Consider the following 13484-nt stretch of genomic DNA (forward strand, 5'->3'; position numbering starts at 1 on the left):
GGGGTGGAGGGATGAAGAGACGGAGGGGTGGAGGGGTGGAGGAAGATGGGGAGGTAAATTCCGGGGTCATGGTGGTTGACTCTTGGGTACTGGTTATTTGGGAAAGGCTGATGGGTTGCAAACAACGCAGTTCTAATAGTAGTTGGTCGGGATCGGCGTTAAACCAGCTTGAGGGGAGGCTGTAGTTGCCGTCGGCATCGGTAGTCAGGGGTTGAGCGTGCGATCGCAGGGTCATCATTTGATCCTGCCGTAGATAACGGGCAATGCTGACCTGTTCTTGTTCTTCTAAAACGTTGACCAGGATGTAAAACTGGGCAGCCGGATCGGCAGCATCAACCACCGCACCGGGTACGCTGACCACGGTATCGGGAAGGCTGGCGATCGCCAGTACACAGACCTTAAAGTCACCCACCTGCATCAGCCAAACGGTATCGAGCAGGGTTGATGCCGCACCACTCGCCGTCGGATGGGTTGGAGATGGAATGGGGCTGCGTGCCAAATCGGGTGCCCGTTCGGTTAGCCATTGTTCTAGCCCCAGCCGTGCCAATGTGTTGAGATAAACCTGCCACTGCTGATCTGGGTTGGCGATCGCCTGACTGATTTGAGCAGCGTGTTCGATGTCCGCAGGGGTTAAGTCAAGGCTGTCGGTGGTCAATGCTTCCCAGTCCAGGGTGTCGGTCATGTTTGGATTTGGACTCATCATCTCTCTATTCTCCGGCTATCCAACTGATGGCATAGTCTGCGGGCAAACAGGCTATCAAGTGAACGGTTTTTGCCAACACTGGCTTCAGCTTCAGCGTCCTGAAGGACTCGGTTAATGTGTTCGTCCAGGGCAAGGCTTAGCTGTTGATCAAGATTCTGGAGGCGATCGGGGTCAGCGTAGGTTTTGGCAGTGTCTAAAATGCGATCGCTGAGGGCAACTAACAATCGCTGGCGAATATCGGCTCGCAATTCTTTTAGCTTCATCAGGCGGGTGACCTGATACTGGGCTTTTAAGCCGATCTGGCTGGCGATCGCACTCATCGACTGCCCCTGGCAATGAAATAATTGCAAGGCACGGAGAAACTGGTGGGCAGTTTCAGGGTTCTTGCGTTGCAGTAGGGCAAGGCGATCGCGAATCACCTGTTGCAGCGTACTATCCAGACAATGCAGAAATTGTTCTCGGTAAAACGCTAAAAATTCATTCGGTTCATCGTCTCCGTCGGCAGCTGGATTGGGGGGTGCTTCCGTGACAACGGTATAGATTTCGGGCTGATCGAGCGAATCGGCAGGCAACTTGTGGCTACGGGCATAAATTCGATAGTGGCGTAGTTGGGTTGCTAACCCCTGAAGTTGACTCAAGATCTCCTCTGGGGAACAGGAGGAGGGGGTTGGGCGATCCATCTGAGCCATGCGATAGCATTGCTCTGGAGTCGGTGCGACACACTGTCCTCGTCCGCCCATCTGCCGTTGGTGCAACCGATCGCGGCGATAGACCTGGTGATAGCGGTGCAACAAGCGTTGAGCATGCTCAATTTCGGTCGGCGTCTGGGCATAAAACTGGGATAAGATGCGCTGAAGTTGATTGGGGGTGGTGTCATTCAAAATCGCCCAATCGCTGACTAAATAAACCCCTTGCTCTAATAAAAAATGATTGAGATCTTTGTGATGACGCACCAGCCGAATCACCCAGGTACTCAAACTGGCACGACTGGGGTCAAAGGTTTGCAAGATCTCAGTTGTCAGCGAGCGATAGAGGGTCGTCGTTCGTTTTTTTGCAGTCGTAGACCAGCGATCGTCGTCATCTAACACCATGGGTAATAGGTCACGACAGGTAAACCCATGTTCTGCCCCAAACTGGCTCTCTAGCTGAAGGCAGACGTGCTCAATCTGACTAGAGACATAGCAGCGCAGACACAGTTCTGCCGCAGAATGGGAGGCATTCACATCCGGGGCAGTCTCATGCTGACGCCACTCATCAACCAGTTGGCGTTGCAGGCTGGCATCAGGAACATTGGCTTGATTCATCCATTCTGGAAACTGTTGACAGAAGAAATCTTTGGCGATCGCCACTTCTTCTACTCGACGCTGACCTGTGGCATCGAGCCGTACCCGTCTCCAATATCGTGAAGCAGACCCCATGAACGTTTACCTACTGTAGACAAATCGGTGAGCCTCTGTTCAACCCATTCAGTTCAACCTATACCACTGTTTTCTATTGTTTGGGCGCAATTATTTCACCTCCTATGGATCGGTTCGATGGCTCTACCAATCTTCCTACTACTCTGTTCTACGTCTGATCGCACTCGACTTATGCAAGGGACACCAATCGCAACACACGCTAAGGATCGTGAATTTAATAAAACCCAATTCTTTTTGAGAGAGCGACGGCTCCGCCGTCGCTCTCTCAAAAAGAATTACAGGTTAATTAATCTGTGATCCTAAGGGATGGAAATTTAATAACGTCGATGATTTGTTGTACGGGCGAACGACCGTTCGCCCCTTCAAACAATGCAATATTCGATCTGATTTAATCCGCGATCCTTAGACCCCAAAAAATTTCTATAGCCACAACATCAGCCCTCTCATACATACAAAGGAGTATCCAGGTCGATGGATGACGTCATGCAAACCGTTACCGCAAGCTTACTCAGACTGATTGGGCGTTTGGTTGAGTTACTCCCTGCCCTGCTGTTGGCGATCGCCATTTTGATCGGGACGCGCTACAGTGTCAAACCCATTCGCAGACTGGTCAAGACTGCTGTAGAAAGATTTCTGCACCATCTGTCGTTGCAACTTCTCATTATCCAAATCACATCGGTTGCCGTCTGGGTGATGGGTATTTTGTTGGCCTGCATCGTTGTCTTTCCAGACTTGGGGTTAGGCGACATTATTGGATTATTGGGGCTGGGATCAGTTGCCATCGGGTTCGCATTTCAAGATATTTTTAAGAATTTTCTGGCGGGTATTCTACTGTTGATCAACGAACCCTTCCGCCTTAACGATCAAATTATTGTGAATGACTACGAAGGCACCGTCGAAGATATCAACATTCGCTCGACCCAGATCCGCACGTATCAAGGTGAACAAGTAGTGATTCCCAATGCCATTGTGTTTACCAGTCCGATCAAAGTCTTGACCCAATATTCGTGTCGTCGTACCGATCTTGCCATCGGGCTAGACTACAATACGCCTCTAGAGCAAGCCCGTCAGGGCTTGCTTGATGCCGTTACCACCGTAGAAGGCGTCATGGAGCATCCAGCCGTAGAGGTAGATCTAGTGGGGTTTGGCGACAGTTCGATTGATTTTGTCGTGCGCTATTGGACGGCTCCGCACATTGTGCAGGTGCGACGCACCCTCAGTCAGGTGATGATTACCTTAAAACAAGCTTGCGATGACGCTCATTTTGATATTCCTTATCCTATTCGTACGGTCTATTTTTTTGATCAACAACAGGCGGGCAGCGATCGCAACTAGGGTGAATCTATGGCATATGCGTTGGGGCTTCTCAGCATCTTCGTTCTCTGTCCGCTATTGGGCGGGCTACCCCTGATCGACTGGATTGCGTATGGGCTCACGGGTCAACGCCTCAGCAACATCGGCACGGGCAATGTCAGCGTTTCCGCCGCTTTTTATCATGGCGGTCGCTGGCTGGGTGGATTGGCAGTCGTTTCAGAAATGGCGAAGGGCATTGCTGCCGTATTGCTGGCTCGTTATTTTTTTCCAACAGAGCCTGCCTGGGAAATGTTGGCGTTAATCATGCTGGTGCTCGGACGGTATGGCTGGGGGCGAGGAGCCGGAACCACTAATGTCGTCTGGGGATATATTGTGTTTGACGCAACGGGAGCCGGTTTAATTTTTCTGCTGGGCGGCGTGGGGTTTACTGTGCTGCGAGAACGGCAACTCGGCAGATTGGGGGTGTTAGCGTTAATCCCGATGATTACGGCATTGCGGCATCCCTATCAACCCACCTTAATTGTGACCACCGTTTTTCTGAGTTTAGTGATGGCATGGATTTACCGACAGATCCCGGATGATCTCGATTTACCGGCAGACTCTGCCCAGGGCGATTCCCAGAAAATGTTCCGATTTTTTCGCGGCAATCGAGCCATGCTCTCGCTCAATCAACCCCTGACGGTGGACAAGGTAGGGCAAAAAGCGGCAACCCTGGCACAACTCAAGCAATGGGGCTATCCGGTGCCGATGGGCTGGGTGCTACCACCGGGCGATGACCCGGAACCCTTCATCAACTCGCTCCATGCCGATGCCGAGCATCCCCTAGCTGTGCGATCGTCGGCGATCGGTGAGGATTCTGAAGCGGGGTCTGCGGCAGGACAGTACACATCCATTTTGGATGTCACCAGTCAGGCGGCATTAGAACACGCCATTTTGCAATGCCAGGTGTCTTACACCTTCCCAGGTGCGATGCAATATCGGCAAGACCGCCGCATCGAAGACAGTGGCATGGCGGTATTAGTGCAGGTGCAGGTGCAAGGCGTGTTTTCTGGGGTAGCCTTTAGCCGCGATCCGATCCGGCGGGAGGGCGATGCGGTGCTGATCGAAGCATTGCCGGGACAGGCGCAACAGATTGTGTCAGGCAAGGTGACCCCGGAACAATATCGCGTCTGGGTTCATGCGACCGACGTACCATCTGCATCTTTTGAGAATACTCAACCCGGACAGGCAGGAACGTTGCCGGATGCGGTACAACTGAATTTCGAAGGCACAGGCACAGTTCCACCTCGGTTAATTCAACACGTCGCCTATCTGGCACGGCATCTAGAGATCCGCTATCACGGTATTCCTCAAGATCTGGAATGGAGCTACGACGGTGAACAGTTGTGGGTGTTACAATCGCGCCCGATCACAACGCTACTCCCCATCTGGACGCGCAAGATTGCCGCTGAGGTGATTCCGGGGTTTATCCATCCGCTCACCTGGTCGATCAATCGTCCACTTACCTGCGGTGTCTGGGGCGAGATTTTTACGATCGTGTTGGGCGATCGCACGGCTGGACTAGATTTTAACGAAACAGCGACGTTACATCATTCAGCCGCTTACTTTAATGCAACGTTGTTGGGACAAATCTTTTTACGCATGGGGCTACCTGCGGAAAGTCTAGAATTTTTGACCCGAGGAGCCAAGTTCAGTAAACCGCCATTGCGTTCGACGCTCAGCAATGTGCCAGGATTATTGCGCCTTGCCAACCGAGAACTGCGTTTAGAGAAAGAGTTTCATCGCGATGCCCATAAACGGTTTGACCCCGCGATCGCCCATCTGCGATCGCAAGCATTAGACCAACTGACCCCGACGGAATTGTTGTTGCGGATCGAACAGATTCTGGACTTACTCAAACGCGCCACCTATTACAGCATTCTCGCGCCCTTGAGTTTTGCCGTACGCCAAGCCCTGTTTAAAACCCCAGATGCAGAGCTGGACAATGCTCATACACCTGAAATTGCATCTCTGAAAGCACTCCAGGCGATCGCTCAACACGCCGATCCCCTACTGCCAGATCTGAAACGAGACACGGCTTCAACCTCAGAGATCTGGGCACACCTGGCTGAACAGGCTGACGGACAAGCCGTTTTGCAACAGTTCGATCAGTTTTTGCACGACTACGGCTATCTCAGTCAGGTAGGAACTGATATTTCTGTGCCGCGCTGGCGCGAAGATCCCCATCCAGTCCAGGAATTGTTGGTGCAATATCTCCGCAGTCCCGCTCCGGCAGCAACGTCAGACCCTTCATCTTTACAAGCTTCTAGAAAGCGATCTCCGTCTTCACCCGTGCAGCGACGGTTAAATCTAAAAGGACGCGTGACAGAAACCTATAGCCGGCTTTTGGCAGAATTGCGCTGGAGTTTTGTAGCCTTAGAGCAACATTGGCTCAACGCTGGATGGTTGCAGGAACAGGGCGATCTATTTTTTTTGGAATTTGCGGAAATTCAACGCTTAATTGCTAATCCAGCCGCAGATTTAGACGCAGATTTAAAGGCGCATGTGCTGCCGCTGATTCAGAGACGGAAAGAGAAATTAGCAGGCGATCGCCAACTGATTCCACCTTCTCTGGTCTACGGCAATGACCCACCTCAACCCCAAATCGATAATCGGTCTGCGGCTATAACTGCACGGCAATGGCAGGGCATCGGAGCCAGCCCCGGTGAGGTCGAAGGCAACGTCTTGATCTTGCTTAACCTGCAAGCCATTCCAGAGATTACCAAGCAGACCATTCTGGTGGTGCCCTATACTGATTCGGGCTGGTCGCCATTATTAGCAAGAGCAGGAGGCATCATTGCCGAGGTGGGTGGACGTCTATCCCACGGTGCTATCATTGCCCGCGAGTATGGCATCCCCGCCGTGATGGATATTCACGACGCGACGCGTCAATTGCAAAATGGTCAGCGAGTCCGCATTAATGGCGCAGTCGGAAGCGTAGAAATTTTATAGATTGACGCCTAGTGATGTGAAAAAAGCGTCGCGAAGCGACGCTTTTTTCACATCACTCTTTGAGTTCCAAAGACGTAGCACTATCTCACTCTTTCGCAATCCCTACGAAAACACATTGACATCGACTTCGTAATCTGTTGTAGGCAGCAACCGCCATCCTGCATCTCCAGTTAACTCCAACACATAGTTGTGATACCGCAACAAACTCGGACGATGACCCACACTGACATAGCTAGTCGCAGAGTTTTGAATACGTTGATAAAGCTGTTCTTCGTTCGCTAAATCGAGCGCACTGGTGGCTTCATCCAAAATTGCATAGCGCGGTTGAGTTAACAGTAACCGAGCAAAAGCAAGTCGTTGCTGTTCACCCAGAGACAGCACATCTGCCCAATCTAACTCGGTATCAAATCCCTCCAGACGATCGGGTAAGTCTTCGAGATTGACCTGCTTTAACGTTTCTCGTAACGTAGCTTCATCAACAACCGTATCGGTATGGGGATACAGCAGTTGATCGCGCAGGGTGCCCAACACCATATAAGGACGTTGGGGTAAAAACAGCATATCGCTCAGGTCAGGACGGGTAATGCGACCTGTGCCCGTATTCCACAATCCAGCGATCGCCCTTAATAGGGAACTCTTCCCGGCACCGCTGGGACCAACAATCACCAGACCTTCTCCCGGCTCTAGCGCCGCCGACAGATCGTTCACCAAACTACGCTGCCCTTTAGGCGTCATCAACGTGACATGGCTCAGCGAAATCTGCGCATCTTCAACCGTATCAATCGTCGTTAAACCTTTAGAACGACTTTCCTTGGTTTCTTCTAACGCTTCGGTAAAAGTTTCAAGACGGTTAACGCCAGCCGCCAATGCACTTAAGCGCTCAATTTCTCCATAAAGGATGAAAATGGAAAATGCACTCAGAATCTGACCAAAAGCAAAATTAGCTTGAGTAATATCTCCAAACTGAATTTGCCCTGAAAAATAGATAGGAGCCATAATCAATGAAGGCAGAATGACAATGGCATATTCATAGCCTTTTGTGAAAAATCTAACATTTCGTTGCCAGCCTACCAACAAATTAAAGTTGCGAATCACTTCTCCAAATTTGTTGTCTATCTGACCTAATTCTTGATCTTCTCCCCGGTAAAAGGCAATAGATTCGGCATTATCACGAATATGTACTAAGCCATAGCGAAAATCCGCTTCACGTCTTAACTGGGTGAAGTTTAGAAAGATCAATCTTCTTGCAAAAAATGCTATTACTAGCGTGCCAAAAACAGCATAACCAACCAGAAAGATTGACAGACCTTGAGAAATAGACCACAGAATTCCTGAGAATGAAATCAGGTCAATTACAGCACCTAAAATTAGCAAAAGATAATACAAGCTTGTAGAGGTAAACGTCTTGATATCTTCCGAAATTCGCTGGTCAGGGTTATCTATTTGTTTCTCCGAATTGATTTCGTAGTAGGCTCGGTTACTGAAGTATTGATTCAAGAATTTATCAGTCATCCATTCTCGCCAATACAATCCGAGTAAATCTTGAACGTATTTATAGATAACAACGATGGGAGTGCCTACTACAAAAACTCCAGCATAAACAAACAAAAATCGCCAAAACTCTGGTTGATTCTTTTCACTCAAAGCCGTGGTAAAAAAGTTGCTGACATAGCTGATCAGTACATTTAATCCACTGACAGACAGAGACAGAAGCAATAAGAGGGAGAGAAATGCCCATTGTTTCCACCGAGGTACTACAGTACGTCTAACACTAAAAAAGGCGATCGCAGGGATAACCAATCCGGCAATCACAATCGCAATATACGGTGAACGAATAATGCCTTTGATCAACTGAACTAGTCCTACCGCTGACTGCTCCATAAATTCAGGAAACAGGCGTTGGCATAAAAGTGTAATTGCGCTGATCAACAAGAAGAAAAATGTTATGAGAAATACGATTAACAGCGCGACCAAGCCAAAAAAGATCACACCACTGCGCCGACCTTCGGTGGGATACCAGTAGGGTTGAGCGATCGCGACAAAGCGATTCCACAGTTGCACATCAAATCGGCTGAGGCGATTGAGGGATGGGCTAGATGAGTTGGATGCAGTCATTCAGATCTCTCGTGACTTAGCTTATCTGAAAGGAATACTGAACAAGTGTAATGCAAACCATAGCAATGTTGGGTAGCTCGATCGGGTTCCCGTCTGTTGTAGACTCATATGGTTTCGAGAAGGGCACGAATGCCGTTATACACCAGGGTTAGTTCGTCGTCGGTGATGCAGTAGGGTGGCATCAGGTAGAGCACCTGTCCCAGGGGACGGAGCAGGAGATGGTGGGCGATCGCTTGTTCGCGAATAGTCAATGAGATGCGATTTAAATACCCCGGTTGATCGGCAGTGATTAGATCCATGGCGGCGATTGTGCCGGTGACCCGCAGTTTTTCTAGCTTAGGATGGTCTTGAAACTGGCTCAGATGCTGCCAGTGCTTTGCTTCCAGGCTACGAAACCGGACTTCATTCTCTTGCATCAAGTCTAGAGATGCCAGTGCGGCTGCACACCCGAGGGGATTTGCGGTGTAACTATGCCCGTGATAGAGGGTATGCAACGGATTGTCGCTATAAAAAGCGTTGTAAATTGCCTCTGTACACACCGTCACGGATAAGGGCAAAAAGCCGCCAGTGATACCTTTCGATAAACAGATGAGATCGGGCGTCACCGCCGCTTTGAGGCAAGCAAACCAATCCCCCGTGCGCCCAAAGCCCGTCATCACTTCATCAAAGATGAGCAATGCCCCATGCTGCCGCACAACATGCTGCACCTGTTGAAGAAATTCCGGTCGGCACATCTGCATGCCGCCTGCACCCTGTACTAACGGTTCGATCAGCACTGCCGCAATGCGATCGCCCTGTTGCTGAAAAATACGTTCTAATTCACTCAATGCCTGCGCTTCTTTTTCAGTCACCTGTTCGTCACCCCCATACGTTCCGGGGAACGGGACTGATTTCACGTCAAACAGCCAATCCGAAAACACTTCAGAAAACAGCGATCGCGCCCCCACCGACATTGCCCCTACCGTATCGCCATGATATGCCCCGGCAAACGTAATAAACGTGGTGCGGTTTTGGTTCTGGTTATGCCAGTATTGGTACGCCATTTTCAGCGCCACTTCAACTGCGGTCGAGCCATTATCGGAAAAGAACACGCGGCTCAACGGCGACGGTAACCGCTTTAATAATCGTTCGGCTAACTGTTCGGCAGGGTCGTGGGTGAATCCGGCAAAAATCACCTGCTCCAGTTGCAATGCCTGTTGATAGATCGCCTCAGCAATTTTGGGATGGGCATGACCATGAGTGTTGACCCACCAACTCGAAATGCAATCGATAATACGACGTCCGTCTTCTAACTCCAGCCAAACCCCTTGCGCTGACTTAACTTTGAGGGGCAGTGGTGCAGTTTTAGCCTGGGTGTAAGGATACCAAATAGAATTCATGCAGAGTGACTAGCCAAACCAGTGATCAAAGGCGCTTTTTAGCGTAGCAGGATTGACCGGGTCTAACGGCTCTAATTCTGCCAAAATTGGCACCTGACCATAGTCTGCGATCGCCTCTCGATTAGCAGGATTGCGATCGCCATTAAGAATCACCCCTAAGATTGGAATGTTGGCATGTTGCAACTGCCTGATGGACAATAATGTGTGATTAATCGTGCCTAATTGGGTGCGCGCCACTAAACAAACGGGTAGGTTTAAGTATTGAATCAGATCTAGAATAAAGTCGGTTTTGTTAATCGGAACGAGCAAGCCTCCTGCCCCTTCAACAATTAAATGAGAACGCCCCGTGTCGGGTAACACAAAATCCGATAAGTGGATTTCTACCCCATCTAATGCAGCTGAACGATGAGGCGAAAGCGGCTGAGTTAAGCGAAATCGTTCGGGAATAAAGTGAGTCTCATCGAGTTGCGTAACGGTACGAATATAGTCCGTATCAGTTATCGGTTCTAGCCCCGATTGAATCGGTTTCCAATACGTTCCTTTTAATCCCAAGGTCAGCATTGCAGATACAACCGTTTTGCCAACATTCGTATCCGTTGCCGTCACAAAAAACCGTTGGGGAAATTGAAAAGGTTGGTTGTCTGTCATTATTTATTCCTCGTTATGAAGCGCCACAGTTGAATTTTGGATCATGAGAAAGGTGATGTGATATTGAATTGTTATACCCTCTGGATTGTGTTGATCCCAACAGCGAACTAAATGCTTCATTTGGGTGGATGATAATGCCCGATTCGATCGATTTAATCCGGCTCCAATTAGCTTCAAACTTTTGAAAAAGGCGATCGCATGGTCATAGCTCAAACTTATCTGTTTCTCGTAAGCAGTACAGCTTAAACCATCACCTGTTAGCTCTTGAATTAATGCTTCCGAATTGGGGAGAACATTTGCGGTAAACGGTAGATCTAAATGCTGACAAATCTGTCGCCATTCTGGAAAACTGCGATCGCTGGGAAACGAAACCATCAAGATCCCACCCGGTTTAAGCGTCGCCACCATTTTTTTCAGGCTCTTAGCTGGCTGCTCAAACCACTGCAAAACAAAGCCACTGGCGATCGCCGCATATGTCGGCTGATCGATCGGCAAGCATTCGCCATCCATAACCTGAAATGAAATGGGTTGATTGTGAGGCTGAGAAATATGAAGATGACGCTGACAAAATTCCAACATTTCTAAAGAAATGTCGGTAATTTCTAGGGGATGATGAGGGAAATGATGAACCAATTCTTGTGTTACAAATCCAGTACCACACCCTATTTCTAAAATCACACCCTCTGGGATGGGATTGGGATACTTGCGTAATAGTTCAACCAGATCTTTGGCACATTCCTGTTGAACATTTGCCGCACAATTATAGGTCAATACAGCCTGACCAAACCGATCCGCAACTTGATGTTTGTAATCTACTAATGGATCGGCAATAGATGAAATTTGCATGGGTTAAACGAAATCGATCCTGGATTTATAGCGTGTGCAAGTTTGTTAAGTACAGAAACGGTGTTATGGGGCGCTCCGCGCCCCATAACACCGTATTGAATCAACCTGCACAGCGCTATAGATAGAAGTAAAGTATGCAGTAAAAAGATGCTTAAGCACCATCATGACCAACTGATCCAATGCTTTATTTTTAGAGATTTTGAGCACTTAAAAATGGATAGATTAAATCCCAGCAAGTATTCATATGGCTAAAGGGCAACGCGTGACCGGCATCAGGAATTTCAAAATAGTGCGCATTCGATTTGAAGGATTCAAATAAATCTCGTCCTTTATAATCAGGGACAATTTGATCAGCCGTTCCGTGCAAGATCAAAACTTGAGGAATAAGTTTCAACGTATCTATCGTAAGACAGCAGGTATTGAGATCCTCTAAATCTTGCGTTAATAGAGAGCGATCTAACCCATCAATAGATTGTGATGACTGAATATCTGGATCATCACATCTAATCTTGAAGGTTTGCAAGACAGTTTCGGGATGAGTTTGAGATTCCTGGATCATCTGTCGTAAAACTCGTTGCGATCGCCGTTTTGCCCGATCCTCCTGGGGATGAAACTCAATAAAACTGCTAAAAATGATGAGTAAATCAATCTGCTGAAATTGTGCTTGAGAGCATAGATGTAAACCATAGGAATGCGTCAATAGAATTTTGGGGCGCTCGCTTGTAAACCGGGGAGTCTGTGGCGTGCCAAAGTATCCCCGATCGAACGTAGATAAAGCAATTTGGCAGCTCGCCAAACGGTCGTTCCAGGGCAGCCAACACCGATGGTCGTAGCCCCAACCATGATAGGCGATCGCGTCGGATTGGTTACTCATGCCATTCATTCAGGGTTTTGATCAACTGATCCAGATGGGCTGCGGTGTGCTGACTGGACAAGGTAAAGCGAATCCGGGCTGTACCGCGCTCCACCGTGGGCGGACGGATCGCAGTGGCGAGAATACCATGATCCTCTAAGCATTGGGATAGCTGTAGCGTTTTTTCTTCATCACCCACAATCAACGGCACAATTTGCGACTGAGAGTTGCCTGTTGAGTACCCCAGGTGCTGTAGATGAATCCGCAGTGTTTCCCCATACTGACTCAAGCGGCTGCGTTCAGCAGTCAGACCGGGTACCAGTTCTAACGCGGCGGTTACTGCCCCAATGACTGCTGGTGGTAAAGCGGTGGTGTAAATCAAACCGGAGCAATAGTTGACGAAATAATCACGCAGTTTTTGCGAACAGACAACAAATGCGCCAAACGCACCAAAGGCTTTACCAAACGTCCCCACCACCAGATCTACGCCGGGATGAGTCGTCGCCAACCCCATGCCCTCTTCACCCATCACCCCAAACGCATGGGCATCATCGAGATAGAGAATAGCGTTGTAAGTTTGCGCCAATTGAGCCAGCGCATCGACATCACAGCGATCGCCATCCATACTAAATACGGTTTCCGAAACGATCACAATGCGGCTATACGTGCGTTGCGACACCTGATCTAACAGCGATCGCAGATGGTCTACATCATTGTGGCGATAGCGCATAAACCGCGCCCGACTGGCAAGAATGCCCTGAAGCAAACTGTTGTGGATCAGGCGATCGCACAGCACCACGGCTGACGCATCCACCACCGTCGGCAGCAGGGTAGAATTGGCTTGAAATCCAGAGCTAAACAGCAACGCGGCTTCTCGTCCACAGGCAGCTGCCAGCTGTTTTTCTAAGTGTTGATGAATGCGATAGGTGCCCGTCACCAAACGCGATGCTGGCGCACCCGTACCATAGCGCTGGGTGTAGGTTTGGGCAGCAGTCATTAGGGCTGGATGTTGCGACAACCCTAAGTAATCGTTTCCACTAAAGTTGATCAGCAGGCGATCGCCCCGCCATCCCGTCATCACTCCCTCCGGTTCAAAGGGCTGCATCTGACGAAACTGGTGGGCTTGAAGGCGCTCTTCTAATTTTTGGTCAACAAACGAGAATTTATTTACGGCGGTCACAACTGAAATCTTGGAAAACCCAAAGGAATTGCAACCT

10 protein-coding genes are annotated in these 13484 nt (G+C 49.3%); 2 read left to right on the forward strand and 8 right to left on the reverse strand.

All coding sequences use genetic code 11. The features are described from left to right. Positions 1-703: DUF1822 family protein (locus ACR6Z4_RS26450; protein ID WP_479720341.1), on the reverse strand; the 703-nt coding region annotated here is incomplete at its 3' end. Beyond that, positions 700-2121 (reverse strand): hypothetical protein, encoded by a 1422-nt coding sequence (locus ACR6Z4_RS26455; RefSeq protein WP_479720342.1) that lies wholly within the window; start codon positions 2119-2121, stop codon positions 700-702. The genes ACR6Z4_RS26450 and ACR6Z4_RS26455, both read right to left, overlap by 4 nt. A 471-nt stretch (positions 2122-2592) precedes the next feature. Between ACR6Z4_RS26455 and ACR6Z4_RS26460 the strand changes: the two genes are divergently transcribed. Both ACR6Z4_RS26460 and ACR6Z4_RS26465 read left to right on the forward strand, forming a co-directional pair. After that, positions 2593-3456 carry a mechanosensitive ion channel family protein gene (locus ACR6Z4_RS26460; protein ID WP_479720343.1) on the forward strand — a complete coding sequence of 288 codons (864 nt, stop codon included), beginning with the start codon at positions 2593-2595 and terminating at the stop codon, positions 3454-3456. Positions 3457-3465: 9 nt separating this feature from the next. Next, the gene (locus ACR6Z4_RS26465; RefSeq protein ID WP_479720344.1) at positions 3466-6426 is read left to right on the forward strand and encodes a glycerol-3-phosphate acyltransferase; all 2961 of its coding nucleotides are present in this window, start codon (positions 3466-3468) and stop codon (positions 6424-6426) included. 102 nt (positions 6427-6528) lie between these two features. On the opposite strand, the gene ACR6Z4_RS26470 is transcribed toward ACR6Z4_RS26465, so the two are convergent. The 6 genes from ACR6Z4_RS26470 to ACR6Z4_RS26495 all read right to left on the reverse strand — a co-directional run bounded on the left by ACR6Z4_RS26470 (position 6529) and on the right by ACR6Z4_RS26495 (position 13447). Beyond that, positions 6529-8541, reverse strand: a complete 2013-nt coding sequence (locus ACR6Z4_RS26470) for an ABC transporter ATP-binding protein/permease (protein ID WP_479720345.1) — start codon at positions 8539-8541, stop codon at positions 6529-6531. Positions 8542-8645: 104 nt separating this feature from the next. Beyond that, the gene (gene bioA, locus ACR6Z4_RS26475) at positions 8646-9920 is read right to left on the reverse strand and encodes an adenosylmethionine--8-amino-7-oxononanoate transaminase (RefSeq protein ID WP_479720346.1); all 1275 of its coding nucleotides are present in this window, start codon (positions 9918-9920) and stop codon (positions 8646-8648) included. A 9-nt stretch (positions 9921-9929) separates the two neighbouring features. After that, a complete protein-coding gene (bioD, locus tag ACR6Z4_RS26480) occupies positions 9930-10568 on the reverse strand; it encodes a dethiobiotin synthase (RefSeq protein ID WP_479720347.1) in 639 nt (212 codons plus the stop codon). 3 nt (positions 10569-10571) lie between these two features. Next, positions 10572-11414, reverse strand: a complete 843-nt coding sequence (locus ACR6Z4_RS26485) for a methyltransferase domain-containing protein (protein WP_479720348.1) — start codon at positions 11412-11414, stop codon at positions 10572-10574. Between the two features lie 190 nt (positions 11415-11604). After that, positions 11605-12288, reverse strand: a complete 684-nt coding sequence (locus tag ACR6Z4_RS26490) for an alpha/beta fold hydrolase (protein WP_479720349.1) — start codon at positions 12286-12288, stop codon at positions 11605-11607. Beyond that, positions 12281-13447 carry an aminotransferase class I/II-fold pyridoxal phosphate-dependent enzyme gene (locus ACR6Z4_RS26495; protein ID WP_479720350.1) on the reverse strand — a complete coding sequence of 389 codons (1167 nt, stop codon included), beginning with the start codon at positions 13445-13447 and terminating at the stop codon, positions 12281-12283. The genes ACR6Z4_RS26490 and ACR6Z4_RS26495 overlap by 8 nt, the downstream gene beginning before the upstream one ends. Between the last annotated feature and the right edge of the window lie 37 nt (positions 13448-13484).

The sequence above is a fragment of the Calyptranema fuscum S582 genome (assembly GCF_055793305.1).

Bases quoted from the DNA above. Each gene is read 5' to 3' on its own strand.
- ACR6Z4_RS26455 (WP_479720342.1), bottom strand. From the start codon at position 2,121: ATGGGGTCTGCTTCACGATATTGGAGACGGGTACGGCTCGATGCCACA.
- ACR6Z4_RS26460 (WP_479720343.1), top strand. From the start codon at position 2,593: ATGGATGACGTCATGCAAACCGTTACCGCAAGCTTACTCAGACTGATT.
- ACR6Z4_RS26465 (WP_479720344.1), top strand. From the start codon at position 3,466: ATGGCATATGCGTTGGGGCTTCTCAGCATCTTCGTTCTCTGTCCGCTA.
- ACR6Z4_RS26470 (WP_479720345.1), bottom strand. From the start codon at position 8,541: ATGACTGCATCCAACTCATCTAGCCCATCCCTCAATCGCCTCAGCCGA.
- bioA (WP_479720346.1), bottom strand. From the start codon at position 9,920: ATGAATTCTATTTGGTATCCTTACACCCAGGCTAAAACTGCACCACTG.
- bioD (WP_479720347.1), bottom strand. From the start codon at position 10,568: ATGACAGACAACCAACCTTTTCAATTTCCCCAACGGTTTTTTGTGACG.
- ACR6Z4_RS26485 (WP_479720348.1), bottom strand. From the start codon at position 11,414: ATGCAAATTTCATCTATTGCCGATCCATTAGTAGATTACAAACATCAA.
- ACR6Z4_RS26490 (WP_479720349.1), bottom strand. From the start codon at position 12,288: ATGAGTAACCAATCCGACGCGATCGCCTATCATGGTTGGGGCTACGAC.